At 51.5% G+C, this 16,746-nt stretch carries 15 protein-coding genes; 14 read left to right on the top strand and 1 reads right to left on the bottom strand.

What is annotated here, in order from left to right:
• The first annotated feature begins 96 nt into the window (after nucleotides 1-96).
• From dagR to OGX81_RS14230, 14 genes are all read left to right on the top strand, one after another.
• Nucleotides 97-2,895 carry a transcriptional regulator DagR gene (gene dagR, locus OGX81_RS14295; RefSeq protein WP_012135811.1) on the top strand — a complete coding sequence of 933 codons (2,799 nt, stop codon included), beginning with the start codon at nucleotides 97-99 and terminating at the stop codon, nucleotides 2,893-2,895.
• A 247-nt stretch (nucleotides 2,896-3,142) separates the two neighbouring features.
• A complete protein-coding gene (locus OGX81_RS14290) occupies nucleotides 3,143-3,568 on the top strand; it encodes a PTS sugar transporter subunit IIA (RefSeq protein ID WP_024131069.1) in 426 nt (141 codons plus the stop codon).
• Nucleotides 3,569-3,579: 11 nt separating this feature from the next.
• The gene (locus OGX81_RS14285) at nucleotides 3,580-4,065 is read left to right on the top strand and encodes a PTS sugar transporter subunit IIB (RefSeq protein WP_042323421.1); all 486 of its coding nucleotides are present in this window, start codon (nucleotides 3,580-3,582) and stop codon (nucleotides 4,063-4,065) included.
• Between the two features lie 23 nt (nucleotides 4,066-4,088).
• On the top strand, nucleotides 4,089-4,838 hold the full coding sequence (locus tag OGX81_RS14280) for a PTS mannose/fructose/sorbose/N-acetylgalactosamine transporter subunit IIC (protein WP_012135807.1): 750 nt from the start codon (nucleotides 4,089-4,091) through the stop codon (nucleotides 4,836-4,838).
• The gene (locus OGX81_RS14275) at nucleotides 4,835-5,695 is read left to right on the top strand and encodes a PTS system mannose/fructose/sorbose family transporter subunit IID (RefSeq protein WP_012135806.1); all 861 of its coding nucleotides are present in this window, start codon (nucleotides 4,835-4,837) and stop codon (nucleotides 5,693-5,695) included. Before OGX81_RS14280 ends, OGX81_RS14275 begins: the two co-directional genes overlap by 4 nt.
• A 3-nt stretch (nucleotides 5,696-5,698) precedes the next feature.
• A complete protein-coding gene (dgaE, locus tag OGX81_RS14270; RefSeq protein ID WP_104867990.1) occupies nucleotides 5,699-6,808 on the top strand; it encodes a D-glucosaminate-6-phosphate ammonia lyase in 1,110 nt (369 codons plus the stop codon).
• Nucleotides 6,795-7,538 (top strand): 2-dehydro-3-deoxy-phosphogluconate aldolase, encoded by a 744-nt coding sequence (gene dagF, locus OGX81_RS14265; RefSeq protein ID WP_049008076.1) that lies wholly within the window; start codon nucleotides 6,795-6,797, stop codon nucleotides 7,536-7,538. The genes dgaE and dagF overlap by 14 nt, the downstream gene beginning before the upstream one ends.
• Before the next feature lie 159 nt (nucleotides 7,539-7,697).
• Nucleotides 7,698-8,516 carry a lipoprotein NlpA gene (nlpA, locus tag OGX81_RS14260; RefSeq protein ID WP_104867991.1) on the top strand — a complete coding sequence of 273 codons (819 nt, stop codon included), beginning with the start codon at nucleotides 7,698-7,700 and terminating at the stop codon, nucleotides 8,514-8,516.
• Between the two features lie 901 nt (nucleotides 8,517-9,417).
• Nucleotides 9,418-9,975 carry a fimbrial protein gene (locus OGX81_RS14255; RefSeq protein ID WP_012135801.1) on the top strand — a complete coding sequence of 186 codons (558 nt, stop codon included), beginning with the start codon at nucleotides 9,418-9,420 and terminating at the stop codon, nucleotides 9,973-9,975.
• A 52-nt stretch (nucleotides 9,976-10,027) separates the two neighbouring features.
• Complete coding sequence (locus OGX81_RS14250) at nucleotides 10,028-10,774, top strand: fimbria/pilus periplasmic chaperone (protein ID WP_012135800.1); 747 nt, start codon at nucleotides 10,028-10,030, stop codon at nucleotides 10,772-10,774.
• A 94-nt stretch (nucleotides 10,775-10,868) separates the two neighbouring features.
• Nucleotides 10,869-13,289, top strand: a complete 2,421-nt coding sequence (locus OGX81_RS14245; protein WP_223849112.1) for a fimbria/pilus outer membrane usher protein — start codon at nucleotides 10,869-10,871, stop codon at nucleotides 13,287-13,289.
• Nucleotides 13,290-13,303: 14 nt separating this feature from the next.
• Nucleotides 13,304-14,389 carry a fimbrial protein gene (locus OGX81_RS14240; protein ID WP_012135798.1) on the top strand — a complete coding sequence of 362 codons (1,086 nt, stop codon included), beginning with the start codon at nucleotides 13,304-13,306 and terminating at the stop codon, nucleotides 14,387-14,389.
• A 10-nt stretch (nucleotides 14,390-14,399) separates the two neighbouring features.
• Nucleotides 14,400-15,131, top strand: a complete 732-nt coding sequence (locus OGX81_RS14235) for a fimbrial biogenesis chaperone (RefSeq protein ID WP_012135797.1) — start codon at nucleotides 14,400-14,402, stop codon at nucleotides 15,129-15,131.
• A 16-nt stretch (nucleotides 15,132-15,147) separates the two neighbouring features.
• A complete protein-coding gene (locus OGX81_RS14230; RefSeq protein ID WP_012135796.1) occupies nucleotides 15,148-15,786 on the top strand; it encodes a helix-turn-helix domain-containing protein in 639 nt (212 codons plus the stop codon).
• A gap of 44 nt (nucleotides 15,787-15,830) precedes the next feature.
• Here OGX81_RS14230 and OGX81_RS14225 read toward each other — a convergent pair whose 3' ends face one another.
• Nucleotides 15,831-16,733, bottom strand: a complete 903-nt coding sequence (locus tag OGX81_RS14225; RefSeq protein ID WP_024131066.1) for a carboxylate/amino acid/amine transporter — start codon at nucleotides 16,731-16,733, stop codon at nucleotides 15,831-15,833.
• Between the last annotated feature and the right edge of the window lie 13 nt (nucleotides 16,734-16,746).

Below are 16,746 nucleotides of genomic sequence, written 5' to 3'. Positions count from 1 at the left end.
GTAAGTTGTAGGCGGATTCTCCCCGCTCTCTCACTTTCTTGCGTAGCAGAATAGTGTATGTTCTGAACAATCATTTATTTCTTAAGCGGTAAAGAGATGAGACGGATTGAGGTAATACTGGGGGAACTCGAACGACTGACGCGCGGGCTGAATCTTGCCGATCTGGCGCAGGAGACGGCATTTACGGCGGAAGCCATTGGCTTTAACCTCGGGCTGGCGCGCAACTCGGTCAGTAAAGATCTCAATCAACTCTGCAATGATGGTCTGGCGATCAAAAGCCGGGGCCGCCCGGTGTTTTTCCTGCACCGTCAGGCGCTGGAGACGCTGCTGGGGCGTAAGCTGGATGACGCCGAACGTGAAGTACGTACGATTGCCGATCTGTTGCCGCGTCAGGAAGGGCACACAATCGACGATCCCTTTACCGGTCTGATTGGCTACGATCGTAGCCTGCGCGATGCAGTAGAGAAAGGCCGCGCCGCAGTGCTTTACCCCCACGGGTTGCATGTGTTGCTGACCGGACCTTCCGGCGTTGGCAAAACCTTCTTTGCTGAACTGATGCACCGCTTTGCCTGCGAGCACGCCGCAGGCTCCCTGCCGCCGCTGGTCTATTTTAACTGTGCGGAATATGCCCATAACCCGGAACTGCTCTCTTCGCACCTGTTTGGTCATCGACAGGGGGCGTTTACCGGAGCGAGCGAGAATAAACCTGGCCTGGTGGAGCAGGCGGACGGCGGCTATCTGCTGCTGGATGAGGTACACCGTCTGCCGTATGAAGGGCAGGAAAAGCTGTTCTCCATTCTCGATAAAGGTGAATACCGTCCGCTGGGGGCAAGCAGCAAGGCGCGTTCGATATCGGTACGCCTGATTTGCGCGACGACAGAACCGGTAAGTTCGGCGTTGTTGCGTACTTTTCAGCGGCGTATTCAGGTCTGTATCGATCTGCCGGGCATTCGCCAGCGTTCAATCGAAGAACAGGTGGAGCTGATTGTCGGCTTTCTGCAACGTGAAAGTCGCAAAATTGAGCGCACGGTGAGTATCGACAAGACGCTGTTGCTCTGGCTGCTGAATAAGCCGCTGGAAGGCAACATCGGCCAGCTCAAGAGTGATATCCAGTTCCTCTGCGCTCAGGCGTGGGCGTCGGGGATGACGGAGCATAACGATACGCTGCAACTGGATAAACGGCTGGCGGAAATGCCGTTTAACGCCACGCCGGAGCAACGTCTGCTGGTGGACACGCTGTTTGATGGCAAAGAGCGCTTGAACGTTGACGCGCGCACGTTGCCCGCCTTGAAAACGTCGCTGGCGACGGGCGCTGAGATTGAAGAGAGCGATCTTTTTTACAGCTTCCTGACCCGCGAATACGTCAATCTGCGCAACAGTAACGTGCCTCCGGCGGAAACGCTGGCAATCCTGAAAAATAAGCTCAGCTCGATTTTTGAATATGGCCTCTACAGTCGCGACAATATTGCGCACCCGCCGCGTTATGGCGACCAGATTGAGGAACGCGTGACGCTGCTTATTGGCTGCGTGGAGCAGGTGCTTACGTTTACGCTGCCGGAGAACCTGGTAAATCCGCTGCGTAAACATTTTCTGGCGCTGATTGGCTACGTTCAGCGCGGCCTGATCCCGCAGCTTTATTCTTCCAGCCTGATCCTCGATCGTTGCAAAGATGAGTACGACAACGCCACATTGTTGTGCCGAAAAATCAATGAATTGCTGCATATTCAGTGTCCGGCGACGGAAGTGGTCTGGCTGTGTCTGTTCCTCAAAGAGTGTCGTCATTATCGTCAGCGTATCGACGCCAGCCCGGACTGCGGGGTGATCCTGATTGCTCACGGCGCAACAACGGCCACAAGCATGGCGCAGTATGTGAATCGGGTGCTGGAGCGCGAGTTGTTCAGTGCTATCGATATGCCGTTTGAGCAGTCGGTGCATGACACGCTGGAAACCCTGACCCAGATGATTCAGACCCGACGTTATCAGCGGCTGATCCTGATGGTGGACATCGGCTCGCTGGTACATTTTGGCAGTACGATCAGCAAATTATTCCAGATTGACGTTCTGCTGATGCCAAATATAACCCTGACCAGCCTGCTGGAGGTGGGGCTGGATTTAAGCTATGAAACCAGCGACCTGCCGCAGCTGGCGGCGTTAATGCAGGGTAAAAGCATCCCCTGCCAGCTTTGTACGCCACAGCAGGAAAACGGCGGCAAAGTGCTGGTTATCTCCTGTATTACCGGCATGGGCACGGCGGAAAAAATCAAAAAGGTGCTGGAGGAGAGTTTTGGCGAGCTGATGTCGCAAGACACGCGGATGGTGATCCTCGATTACAACGATGTTCGCAGCCTGGAGCGCGTCCAGCAGTCGCTGCATGCCAGTGAACGACTGGCGGGTATTGTTGGCACCTTCCAGCCGGGGCTGCCGGATATTCCATTCATTTCGCTGGAGGAATTGTTCTCTGAGCAGGGGCCGGAACTGGTGTTGAGCCTGTTAACGCCGGACCTCACCAGCGCTGAACGCCGCCTGGAAATGGAACGCAGCGCAATGCGCTTTATCAGCGCGCTGACGATGGAGAGCATCATCAACCATATTTCAGTGCTTAACCCGCAGCGCATTCTGAAAGAAATGGAAGGGGTGCTTAACCATCTGACCACCACGCTTTCGCTGAAACCAAGCCGCCAGGTGACACTGCGCTTCCTGATCCACTGCTGCTGTATGGTCGAGCGTATCGTGATTAACCGAAAACCGTTACAGATGGCGCTGGAAAACAAACCGGATCTGGATGCCCGCGCGTTTAGTGTCATCAAATCGGCTTTCCTGCCGATTGAAGAGGCTTATGCCATCCGTTTATCGGACGCGGAATATTTTTATATCTACGAATTACTCTATAGCTGATCCCTTATCTGGCGTGGCGCTGCGCCTCGCCAGACCTCTCTTCTCCCCTCGCGTGACACAAATCCTGGCACAGCCTTTGCTCTTACTCTGATGAGTTTTGCCGGATGGCGTTTGCTATTCGTAGGCCCGGTAAGCGTAGCGCCACCGGGCAATGTGTGCCGGATGGCGGCGTAAACGCCTTATCCGGCCTACGGCGGTGACGCTATCGGGCATTGTCAGTCTCATGTAATCGAGCCAGGAGGCCATTTTGACTACCACTGAATCCTTGCCCCAGATCCTGCTGCTGACGCATGGCGGCTGGGGACAACAGCTCTGCAACAGCCTTCGCATGGTGATGGGGGAAATTAAAGGCGTAACAGAAATTGCGCTCATGCCCGTGGATACGCTGGGCGAGTTTTATCAACGTGTCGAAGCCGTGGTGAAAACCATGCCGGAAGGCTCACTTATTCTGACCGATTTTGTTGGCGGCACGACCTCCAACGTGGCGGCACGACTGAGTGCGGATTATCCGGTGGCGGTGGTTTCCGGGCTGAACGCCTCGCTGTTGCTGGAGGCGCTGGACCGGCGCGAACACGGCCCGCTTACCGCCTGCGTGAGCGGTCTGGTGGAAGCCGGGCGCAGCAGTTGTCTGGATGTCGTCGCCCATGTTCGTCAATTACAACAATCACAATAAGGAAAATCATTATGGCAAACATCGTGTTATGTCGCATCGACAGCCGTCTGATTCATGGGCAGGTCGTGACGAAGTGGGTCGGACAATCCCAGGCGAACCGGATTGCCGTGGTCAGTGACGAACTGGACGCCGATCCGTTTATGAAAAACATCTACCTGATGGCCGCGCCGCCAAACATCAAAGTGGATTGCTACAGCAACCAGAGCTTTGCGGCATCGTGGAAAGAAAACCAACTCGGTGACGGCAATGTGCTGGTGTTGTTCCCGTCTCTGGCGGCCATTCAACAGGCCGTGCAGCAGGGATTTGATGTCACCACCATTCAGGTTGGGGGCTTAGGCGGCGGGCCAAACCGCAAAGCGGTTTTCCAGAACATTACGCTCGATGAAAAAGACGTTGGCATTCTTAACGACCTGAAAAGTCGTGGGATTCAGGTGTTCTTCCAGACTATCCCGGAAGATAAACCACAGTCGCTGGACGATATCCTGAAAAAATTCTAACCCTCTGATAATGGGATAACACTATGGATACTTTAGTCTTTGCAAGCCTGATGGGGTTGTATTACTGGTTTGCCCGATTACGCCTTGGCTACACTTTCTCCGCCATGCTGCTTCAGCCGGTGGTTGTCGCGGTCTTTGTGGGGCTGCTGCTCGGGAATATGCAGACGGCGATGATCATCGGGGCGGGTATGCAGCTCGTCTATCTGGGCGTGACCTCGACGCCGGGCGGCAACGTGCCGTCAGATCCGGCGCTGGCGGCCTGTATCTCGATCCCCATTGCGGTTAAAGCCGGAATGGACCCCAACCTGGCGATTGCGCTGGCGATTCCGTTTGGCGTGATCGGCGTATTCCTCGACCAGCTACGCCGTACGCTGAACGCCGCCTGGGTACATATGGCCGACAAACACGCGGAAACGGCAAACATGGCGGGCATTATGCGCTGCGCTTTCCTTTACCCGGCGTTACTCGGTCTGGCGCTGCGTTTCCCGGTAGTGTTCGCCGCCAACTATTTCGGCCAGAACGTAGTGGAAAGCTTCCTCAAGCTGATGCCGCACTGGCTGACCCACTCCTTTGAAATCATGGGCGGGATCCTCCCGGCGCTGGGCTTCGCCATCACCATTATGGTGATCGGCAAAAAGAGTCTGCTGCCGTGGTTTATCGGTGGATTCTTCGCGGTGCTGTACCTCAAGGTCGACATCATGGCGATGGCAATCTTCGGCACCTGTGTGGCCTTCCTGATTAAAGGCCTGGCGAAAAATGAAGGAGCAGCATGATGAGCAGCGACGTAATGCAACATGAACTGGTTGAGCGTGCGCGGGAAACCGGAGCGCTGACCAAAGCGGACATCACCAGGGCGTGGTTTATCTACTGGCTGGGCGCGGAGGTTTCTAACTCCTATGAACGTTTACAGAGCCTGATTTTCTGCGCCTCGATGACGCCGATCATCAAAAAACTCTACCCACAAAAAGAGGAACAGGTGGAAGCGCTGAAGCGCCATCTGAACTTCTTTAACTCAGAACAGACCTTTGGCGCGGTGATCCAGGGCATCTCCATCGCTATGGAAGAGCAGAAAACGCGTGGCGAACCGATCAGCGACGCCTCCATCACCGGGATTAAAACCGGCCTGATGGGGCCGCTGGCCGGGATGGGTGATTCCATCGTCTGGGCGGCGGTGATGCCGCTGTTGATTGCGATTTTTATTCCGTTCGCCGCCAATGGCAGCGCATTCGGGGGTATTGCGCCACTGATTCTCTATCCGGCCATTACGCTGGCGATCAGCTACGGCCTGATTCACAAAGGCTATACGCTGGGACGTGATTCCATCGTCGGGCTGTTGCAAGGGGGGCGAATCAAGGAACTGATCTACGGCGCTAACGTGCTGGGGCTGATCATGATGGGGGCGCTGTCGGCGAGCTACGTCAAGATCACCACCCCGCTGAAAATCAGCGCCCTGAAAGGTTCTGAAGTGGTGGTTCAGCAGATCCTCGATTCGATTGCGCCTGGCCTGCTGCCGCTGGCGGCAGTATTTGCCATCTATATCTTTCTGGTGAAGAAAGGGCCGCGTTATACCACCATTCTGCTGTCGATTGTGGCGCTTAGCGTGGTCTGCTCGCTGCTGGGAGTGTTGTAAGCCATGACACAGAATATCTATCAACAGCTGGGGCTGAAGCAGGTGATTAACGCCTGCGGCAAGATGACGATTCTTGGCGTCTCCAGCGTCGCGCCGGAGGTGATGCACGCCACGGCGCGTGCGGCCTCCGCTTTTGTCGAGATCGACAAGCTGGTGGAAAAAACCGGTGAGCGGGTCTCCCACTATACCGGCGCTGAAGACAGTTATGTTACCTCATGCGCCTCGGCGGGAATTGCGATTGCCGTTGCCGCCGCCATTACCCGTGGCGACCCGTTCAGGGTGACACTAATGCCGGACAGTTCCGGTATGGCCAATGAAGTGGTGATGCTGCGTGGGCATAATGTGGATTACGGCGCGCCGATCACCAGCGCGATCCGTCTGGGTGGCGGGCGCGTAGTGGAAGTAGGGTCGAGCAACCTGGCCGCGCGCTGGCAACTGGAGAGTGCGATTACCGATGACACCGCCGCCCTGCTGTATGTGAAATCACATCACTGCGTGCAGAAGGGGATGTTGGGCATTGAGGACTTCGTCCAGGTGGCGAAGATTCACAACCTGCCGTTAATTGTTGATGCCGCTGCCGAGGAGGATTTGCACGTCTGGGTGGCGAGCGGCGCGGATATGGTTGTCTACAGCGGCGCGAAAGCCTTCAATGCGCCAACCTCTGGATTTATCACCGGCAAGAGAACGTGGATCGCCGCCTGCAAAGCGCAGCATCACGGCATCGCCAGAGCGATGAAGATCGGTAAGGAGAATATGGTCGGGCTGGTGTATGCGCTGGAGAATTATCACCAGGGGCAGACGATAGTCACCGCCGAACAGCTTCAGCCGGTAGCCGACGCCATTTCAGCGATTCGTGGGTTGAGTGCGGATATCGAGCAGGATGAGGCCGGGCGCGCGATCTGGCGTATTCGTATTCGGGTGAATGCCCGTGAACTGGGGCTGGATGCCCGCGAAGTCGAAGCTCAGCTGCGCGGCGGCGATATCGCCATTTATGCCCGTCGCTATAACCTCCACCAGGGCGTTTTCAGCCTCGACCCGCGAACGGTCGCAGAAGGGGAAATGGCGTTAATCGTGGCGCGACTGAAGGAGATTGCCGACCATGCAGCAGATTAATTTTTATCGTAATCGTGTGGCGATTAACGTACTGGCGAAAGATATCGCCAATGCCAGGGAAATTTATGATGCTGCCGAAGGCCATGCGGCGATCGGCGTCCTCTCCGCACAGTTTGCCTCAGTGGAGGACGGTGTTCAGGAGGTAAAACGCTGGATGGCGGAGGTGCCGTGCATCTCCGTGGGGCTGGGAGCGGGCGATCCGGCGCAATACTATAAGGCGGCGATGATTGCTGCAAAGGTACACCCGGCGCACGTCAACCAGACCTTTACCGGATGTGGTTTTGCCGCTGGCGCGCTGGCGGCAACGGGCGGCGAAAAAACGCATATCAACGCGCTGGTCAGCCCGACAGGCACGCCGGGCGAGGTGCTTATCTCTACTGGTGTTCGCAGCAGCCAGGGGACGCCGGCCCGCGTTTCCTGCGATGCAGCGGTACGCATGATGCAGGATATGGGGGCGCAGGCGGCGAAGTTTTTCCCGATGGGCGGCGAGACGTCGTTACCGGAGCTGTATGTGCTGGCAACCAGCGCAGCCCGCAACGGGATGACGCTGATCGAACCGACCGGCGGCATTTCCCTGGAAAATTTCGGCGTTATTTTGCAAACCTGTCTGGAGGCGGGCGTGCCGCGCGTGATGCCGCATGTTTACAGCTCGATTATCGATCCGCAAACCGGAAACACCCGGCCTGACGATATCGTCAGGTTAATGGAGATCGTGAAAGCGCTGGTTTGATGGGTAGTTTACGTAGGCCCGGCAAGCGTTCGCGCCACCGGGCTTTTTGTATATGCCTTTTTCTTCTTGCTGATGCTTTTTCGTTTTTTAAACCGCAGCGGCCTTCCCGCTATAGTCATTTCATTACCCATCAGATGGTTATTTAATAAGGATAAAAACGTGAAATTGACGATACCTCATTTACGGGCAGGGGCGGCGGTACTGTTGGCGGGCATATTGCTGGCGGGGTGCGATCAGCAAAGCAGTGACGCGAAACACATCAAAGTCGGCGTGATTAACGGCGCCGAGCAGGATGTGGCGGAAGTCGCGAAGAAAGTTGCCAAAGAGAAGTACGGTCTTGATGTGGAACTGGTAGGATTCAGCGGTTCATTGCTGCCTAACGATGCGACCAATCACGGCGAACTGGACGCCAACGTGTTCCAGCATCGACCGTTCCTCGAACAAGATAACAAAGCCCATAACTACACGCTGGTAGCGGTAGGCAACACCTTTGTTTTCCCGATGGCGGGCTACTCGAAAAAAATTAAAACGGTTGATCAACTGAAAGACGGGGCGACGATCGCCATTCCTAACGATCCGACCAACCTCGGGCGTGCGCTCCTGCTGCTGCAAAAAGAGAAGTTGATTACCCTGAAAGAGGGGAAAGGTCTGTTACCAACGGCGCTGGATATCACCGACAACCCACGTCATCTGAATATTATGGAGCTGGAAGGCGCGCAGCTGCCGCGCGTACTGGACGATGCGAAAGTGGATGTGGCGATCATTAGCACCACCTACATCCAGCAAACCGGACTTTCGCCGGTACATGACAGCGTCTTTATCGAAGATAAAAACTCGCCGTATGTGAACATACTGGTGGCGCGGGAAGACAACAAAGATGCTGAAAATGTGAAAGCGTTTTTGCAGTCTTATCAATCGTCGGAAGTTGCGAAAGCCGCAGAGACTATCTTTAACGGTGGCGCGGTGCCGGGGTGGTGATCGGTAACGCTTTAAGTTAAATGAACTTTATCGCCAGAGACTCTTTTCTGGCGATAACATGCAGCATGGTATTTCCCACTTAACGACAATAGCGAAATTTCTCTTCTTTTTTCCCCGTTCGGAGTTTTCAACAAACTTTCCCCTTCCATTCTTTTTTGTGCTCAAAAAAGCCGATTCTAATAGTGGATTGTCCTTTTTTGTAAGGTTGTGGTAAGCAATCTTTAGATTTTTATACTGAGAAATAGTAGGTGATTAAAAGAAAAGATCGTTCCGGTAAAATTCCTGGAAATGGTATGTATTGTAACCTTAGCTTAACAATAGTTACGTTTAGAATCTAAATAGGATTATTCTTGCAAAAAATTAAAAAAATGATTTGTTTGTAATAACTCATTAATTATTAATAAATTATATAAAATACTTTAGTCGTATTGTCAGGATTATTCTCGTAATTCTAAAAGTGGTGTTTTCTGGCTAATAATGCAGCAATAAATGTGATCGTTTTGTTTTTGTTTGTTTGATATTTGGTTTTTATTGTGTTTTTTATATGTTTAAATTTCGACTGTTTTGGGTTGTGCAGTGATCTGGATCAATTTATTTGATTTATAAAATTTTATCTTTTTTTAACTGATACTGTCTTATAAAAACCTGGTTATCGATATATTTTGCATGGTGAATAGCGCAGATATTATGCGGTACTTTATTTTCCTGTAAGCATTTGGATTTGATTTCTTTTGGTTGAAAAATCCTAATATTGCGGATGAAAGTTTTGCGTATATTATGTCAATGGAACCGGAAGGTGTTATTCAGTACTCATTTTTGATAATGGGGTGAGGTTTGTTTTGCCTTAATAACACATTCAATACGTCGTTCATTTATATCAACAACACCAGGGGAATTTATTATGCGTAAATATAATTATGCGTTATCCGCGTTAGCAATGGTTATCACTTCCGCATTTACTGCTTCAGCATTTGCGGTGGATGGAACTATTACAATTAACGGACAAATTACTGATACAACTTGTACTATTTCTGTCGACGGTGGCAGTAATGATGCAACGGTAACGCTGCCAACCGTTTCGTCTACTACGCTCGGCGCAGCAGGCGCAACGGCAGGTGCTACGCCGTTCACTATCTCGCTGAGTAACTGCTCAGGAACATCTTTAAATACCGCCAGCACCTACTTCGAACCTGGCGCTTATGTTGATAGCACAACCGGTCGTCTGAACATTGATTCAGCAGCGGCAGATGCAGCGACTAACGTGCAGGTTCAATTATTAAACGCCGATCGTGACGCCATTGTTGCAGGGGCTTCAGTAGCGAATGGCCAGAATGATATCCCTGTCGATATCTCTTCTGGAAACGGTACGCTGAATTACTTTGCGCAATATTATGCTACTGGCGCATCTACTGCGGGTTCTGTAACGACTCAGGTCGATTACACCATGGTTTACGAGTAATAAAGACAGGAGTAAAGGCGGCGTCCTTTACTCCTGATTATGAGGTGATGAGATGTTAAAGATATTATCTTCCGGGCTGGTATTGTTATTTTCGGCGTTCTCACTGAACGCTATGGCTGACGTTGTGATTAACGGAACACGCATTGTATTTAATGCAAAAGACAAGGAATCAACGGTACAGTTAAAAAACCGGGGGAATAATCCTTATCTTTTACAAATATGGATGGATGATGGTAACCCAAATGCAAAGCCTGGGGAGATCACGGTTCCGTTCCTCATTGCTCCTCCCGTTGTTCGTATTGATCCGGCGAAGGGGCAAGCTGTGCGAATCATGGCGACGAACCCGTCATTGCCGCAGGACAGGGAGTCCTTGTTTTGGTTCAACATGCTGGAAATTCCGCCAAAAGCACAGGATTCAACGTCGGGCAAAACACATATGCAGTTGGCATTTCGTACCCGAATAAAATTATTCTACCGCCCGGATAATCTGCAACCAACACCATTACAGTCTTATAAAGAATTAAAAATATTCCAACAAGGGAACAACATAAAAGTAGTAAACGACTCTCCCTATTACATCACTTTCAGCAAGGTTGAGATTCGTCGAACAACAGGGTCAGCTGTATTAGCTGCTGTAGAAAACTTCCCCCAGCGTATGGTGAAGCCAAAAAGCGAAATAGTATTTCCGCTCGCTAATAAAAAATCGACGCAATTGAGCGGTGCTTCAGTTTTTTACAGTGTAATAAATGATTATGGTGGAGAAACAACAAATGAGCAAAAATTACAAAGTAGCCCATAACGTTATTTCTTGTCCTCTGAGATTAACCCGCATTGCTCAATTCGTTGTTTTATCTTTTATTTCTGTTCAGGTTGCCTTCGCTGAAAATGATGAAGTGCAATTTAATAGCGATTTTTTACGCTCAGCGATTGATGTTAGCAACTATTCTCAGGGAAACCCGGTTCCGCAGGGACAATATAATGTCGATCTGTATGTGAACGACAAATGGCGAGGACGTGGTGAAGTTAAGTTCGAAAATGATAAAAGCAATGCCGTAGTAGCCAAGCCGTGTTTTACGCTGAAGCTGATATCAACGCTGGGAATCGATATTGATAAAATTGATCCAATGCTGCGCCAGTCGTTAAAGAATAATGAAAGTTGTGTGCGTATCGGTGATATATCTTCTGATTTAACAGCTTATTACGATGTGACGACACAGCGCATCAATGTGCAGGCGCCTCAGATATGGCTGCTTCGCCAGGTTCGCGGCTATGTTAATCCTGAATTATGGGATAACGGTATTCCTGCTGCGACGTTGCAATATGATTACAACGCATGGCATGCAGAGATGTCTGGAACGGACTCTATGTCATCTCAGTATCTGAGCCTGATGGGAGGGCTCAATTGGGATGCCTGGCGCTTACGCTATCGCGGTGTTTTCAACTGGAACAACGATCAGGGTTGGCATTATGACTCAACCAGCACTTATCTTGAGCGCGGCATTATTCCGCTGCGCAGCAAACTGGTGATGGGTGATTCCACCACGGATGGCCAGGTCTTCGACAGCGTTGGTTTTCGGGGCGTAATGCTGACTTCTGACGATCGTATGTATGAGGATTCCCAGCGAGGCTATGCGCCAGTCATTACCGGTGTTGCGAACACCAACGCACTCGTCAGCGTGAGTCAGCGCGGCGCGCGTATCTATCAAACGACGGTTCCGCCAGGCGCGTTCCGTATTGATGACCTGTACCCCAATGGCACCGGCGGCGATCTGCTGGTAACGATTAAAGAGGCAGATGGGAGTGAGCACAGTTTTACCGTGACCTATGCTTCCATCGCTGAACTGCTCCGCCCGGGAACCAGTCGCTATTCGCTGATGGCGGGGCGCTATCGGAATACCTCCGTGAATGAGAAACCACAGATTGCGATGGGGACATTCCGTCATGGTTTTACTAACTTACTGACCACTTACACCGGTGCGATGGGCGGGGAGGATTATCAATCGGTCGCAGGTGGCGTCGCGCTCAATACGCTCATTGGCGCGCTTTCTGCTGACATAACGCATGCGCGAACGACGCTTGCGGATAACAGTAAGCGTGAAGGCCAGAGCATCCGCTTTTCATTTGCCAGGATTCTGCCCGTCGTTGATACCAATATCACTCTGGCGAGCTATCGCTATTCCAGCTCCGGTTATTACGATATTGACGATGCGATGTTGATGCGTGATTTAGAGCGGACAAATAAAGGGGCTTATTCCAGCAGCATTAACCGCAAGAATCGTCTGCAACTCAGCGCAACGCAAACTATTTCCGAGACTCTTGGGAGCATTAATCTCAGTGCCAGCACTCAGGATTACTGGAACAAAAGCGGGCGTGATACCGAGTATCAGTTGGGTTACACCAATGCGTTCAAGTGGTTCAATTTTAACCTCAACGCCAGCCGTACCCGCGATTTAGTGAAAGACAAATGGGATAACAAAATCGCGATAGGGATTTCCCTGCCGTTAGGGAACAGCGCGCGCTCGGCTTATCTCAGTACCACCTATGTTCAGGAAAGCGGGCATCGGGGGCTGCAAAACTCAATCGCCGGCACCTCCGGGGAGAACCGTCAGTATAACTGGGGCGCGTTCGTCAATCAGGATGACTACGACCATAGCAGCAATAAAACCACGGGCGGCGTCAGTGGTAACTGGACTTCGCCGTGGACCAGCATGGGCGGCAGTTTCTCAGCAGGCCAGGGTTACCAGCAATACGGCATGAACCTCTCTGGCGGTGTTGTCGCCTGGCAAAATGGCGTTGTGCTGACGCCGATCATGGGGGACACCATGGCGGTCATTGAAGCGGAACATGCGGGAGGCGCAAAGGTGGCAAACAACAGCAGCCTTAGCCTTAACCGCAATGGCAATGCCGCAGTGCCTTACCTCTCACCCTATCGCCAGAACACGATTGAGCTCGACCCTCGGGGGCTATCGAATGATATCTCCCTGGACGTCACCAGCCAGAACAGCGTCCCTACCGCAGGCGCCGTGGTGTTGATGAAATACGCCACGGATACAGGGTATTCCGTGCTTTTCACTCTCCGCCATGCCGGTGATGTGCTGCCTTTTGGCGCCGATGTGGTCGATGAGAGCGGCAATACTGTCGGTTACATCGCCCAGGGTGGGCAAAGTTTTGCGCGCGTTAAGAATCTGGCGGGCAAATTGCGCGTGAAATGGGGAAGTGGATCGGGTCAGGAGTGCCAGTTCAGTTACCGCTTATCAGAGCAGAAAAGCGCAGATGTCGCCGACTTACGTCGGGCTGATGCGGTATGCCAGTAATTAAGGAGTGAAAGATGAAAACTATCGTAACGGGCGTTGCCCTCTCTTTTCTGGCACTGGTGGCGATGTGCGGCGTGGCGCGAGCGGACGGGACGTGGGTGAACTGTGAGCGTACCAATGGCTACTACCAGTACTTTGACTCTACGACCGTACAGGTGGGTAAAGATGCTGCCGTAGGCGATTTATTAGGTACATGGGCGACCTCTTACAACCCGACGGCATGGACCTGCTCTCATCGTACCAATTATCAAAGCTACGCCATCCCGATGGCGGTACAGGGGTATCCCCCCTACACCGTTTGGGGAACTACCCAGGTCGATGGGCAAACGTATACTGTCTATAACACGACGGTAAAAACCGGGTTGGGGTATATCGCTCGCTGGCGCTATACGGTAAAAGGGCAAACCAGCGACTGGTATCCTCTTACTATTGCGACCGGAGGGCAGCAGACGCCTTCGCAGTTATTTACGGTGACAGGCGATGGAAGTTCATGGAATCTCGGCGTGGATGTCCAAATCCGTTTTGTAAAAACCTCGACATCGTTAACCGCAGGCAGCACTTCCGTCTTTGACCCGATGTATATGCGACACTACCAGACATACGGGGGCAGTACGTCTGTTGGCAGCGGCACCTATATGATCGCTGATTTTCTGGCGGGAGGGCTGATCATATCCACCACCGGGGGAACCTGTACGACGTCGGATGTCACGGTTAATTTACCGGCTGTTAGCCGAACTGATTTTAGTGGCATAGGTTATACCGCTGCGCGTACTGATTTTAATCTGAACTTTACAAAATGCCCGGCAGGGTTATCGAGCATCAGCTATTTGTTTACGCCGACCACGGCCATTATTGATAACGCCAACGGTGTTTTTGCGCTGGCGAGCACCTCAACGGCGAGTGGCGTGGGTATCCAGTTGTTGGACGATCAGAATATCCCTCTGTCGTTTAATACGGCATATCTCCTGACGGATTATGATCCGGCTCAGGACAATGCGAATTATACCGTGCCACTGCGTGCCGGTTTATATCAGACTGCGGCAAATGTCTCTTCTGGCGATGTCAGAGGTGCAGTGACATTCACCCTTGTCTATAAATAGAGGAGGGGGCATGGCGAAACGGCTAAAATATGTTCTGAACCACTTCCTGATTTTACTTTTATTGCCGTCATCGGCTATGTCGGCAACGTATATTAATTACACGCGAGTGATAATTAATGAAAAGGCGCGCGAAACATCATTTACTATTTACAATGAAGGGCTGAAACCCGTTTTATTGCAGTTGTGGACTGAAAAAGACAATATTTTTGATCGTCCCGAGGAGATTAAAACACCGTTTATCATTTTACCTCCGATTTTTCGGCTTGAAGGAAAAACATCCCGGGCGGTGCGGGTACAGTTTACTGGCGACCAGCATACATTACCTGCTGACAGAGAGTCTTTATTCTGGCTGAACACGCTGGAAGTCCCTCCTGTGGCTGATAGTAAAGCGGAGAAGGGCGCGCTACAGGTCGCTTTTCGTACTCGGGTGAAGTTATTCTGGCGGCCCACTGCACTGGCAGCAATCACCCTTGAGGAAAGTATAAAAGAATTACACATCTCTTTATCTGATTGTGGAGGAAAACGCTGCCTGTTAGTAAAGAATAACTCACCTTTGTACGTAACATTAATGGATCTTACGTTGAATGACGGTACAGAAATAAAGCAATTACCTGATGATGGTCTTTGGGCACCATTGTCAACTAAAACGGTTGTTTTACCCAAAAACACAAAAGGGGAGGGCACAGTCAAAACACTCTCATGGATTGATGATTATGGCGTGGTCAATACCTATAACTACTAATGCGAAGGATAACGTTATGCTTAATTTTAACCCTTCATCCTTACGTTTTAAATTTATTTACCTGACGAAAAATATTTATGATGGTATTGCCATTCATACACTTTTTGAAGATGCCCTGCATGAATCAGGATTGAAAATGGGGCTTAATGAAGATATACCCTTTCACCTGATCGATAAGTACAGTAATTTTATTCCGTTTTCATTGCGGTTTGATGCGACGTATAAACAACGCAGTCGCACGCTCGAACACGATATTACCCTCTCGGCAAAAGGGGAAGAGATAAAGCGAATGCGTTTTAATCATATACTCTTTTTTGTCGATATGTATAACCCTGACCATACCTCTTTTCTTTCGGTTGCCGGACTGCATGGCCTTACGGCGGTCAGGGAGCGCATGGATGCTTTCATGGTGCATTGTAATGCGGTGATTAATGGTAATAGAAAATGCCGTTCAAGTAGTTTCTTGTTCACGCTGCGTGAGCAGCAAATTGTGTTTCATCTCTTACAAGGCATGTCGGTTAAAGAAATCGCACTGGAATTAAATGTGAGCGATAAACTGGTTTATCGGGAGCGCTGGGCGCTGACGCGTAAGCTTATCGACCAGAAAAATTGCAGATTATACAAAAGGCTAATAAACATTAACGCGACATTATAAGCGATAAAAGAGTGGACCAGATTATTGGAGTCCACTCTTTTGCCTTATGCCGCCCGGGCGCGACGGCGGGAATCCATTGAAATCAGCACCACCGACGAGAGGATCAGCAATGTACCAAGCCAGTCCGGCAGGGTGAAGCTGATGCCCAGCAACAGCAGCGATAACAACGCGCTGCTTAGCGGTTCCGCGCAGCTCAGAATGCTCGCTTTCGGCCCGCCAATCATTTGCGCCCCTTTCAGATACAGGCTGAAAGTCAGCGATGTGCCGATGACCACCAGATAGAAAAACGCCAGAATCAGGCTGCCGCTGACCACAAAATCCGTTCCCTGCCCGGCATAGAAGGGCAGCAATATCACGCCGCCGATCAACATGCTCCAGCCAACGACAGGAAGCGTGCCGTAACGCGCGATCAGCGTAGAGGGCCAGGTCGTATAAAACGCTGCGGCAAACGCGGAGGCAATCCCCCAGAACAGTGCGGCAGGCGAGATAGACAGCGATGTCGGATTACCGTGCGTTACCAGCAAAAAGGTGCCAATAAGAGAGGTGAGAATGGCCGTCAGCACCAGAATGCCGGGGCGTGCTTTCCGTACCAGCGAGAACCACGCCACGATAATCGTCGGCGATAAAAATTGCAGCACCGTTGCGGTGGCGGCATTGGATTTCTCAATGGTGAGCAGGAAGGTGAGCTGTACGGTAAGCGCCCCCATGATGGAAAAGAACAGCAGGCTTAGGGCGTCCTGGCGGTTTTTGAAAATGGAAAATACTTTGTCGCCGTGAACAAACGAGAGCATCAGCAGAATCAACCCGGCGAATATCAGACGCGTCATGGTCAGAAACTGCGACGACATCTGGCTTTGTTCCATAATGTACTGCGCGCAAACCCCTGAACTTCCCCATAATACGGCGGCAATCAGGACGTTCAGCATCCCTCTTCTGGTGGACCCCATTTTTTCCTCAACA

It is taken from the genome of Citrobacter sp. CK206, assembly GCF_030333125.1.
GTDB lineage: Bacteria > Pseudomonadota > Gammaproteobacteria > Enterobacterales > Enterobacteriaceae > Citrobacter_B > Citrobacter_B koseri.
The sequence above is the reverse complement of the archived record's forward strand: the minus strand, read 5'-3'. Positions and strand labels throughout refer to the sequence as shown.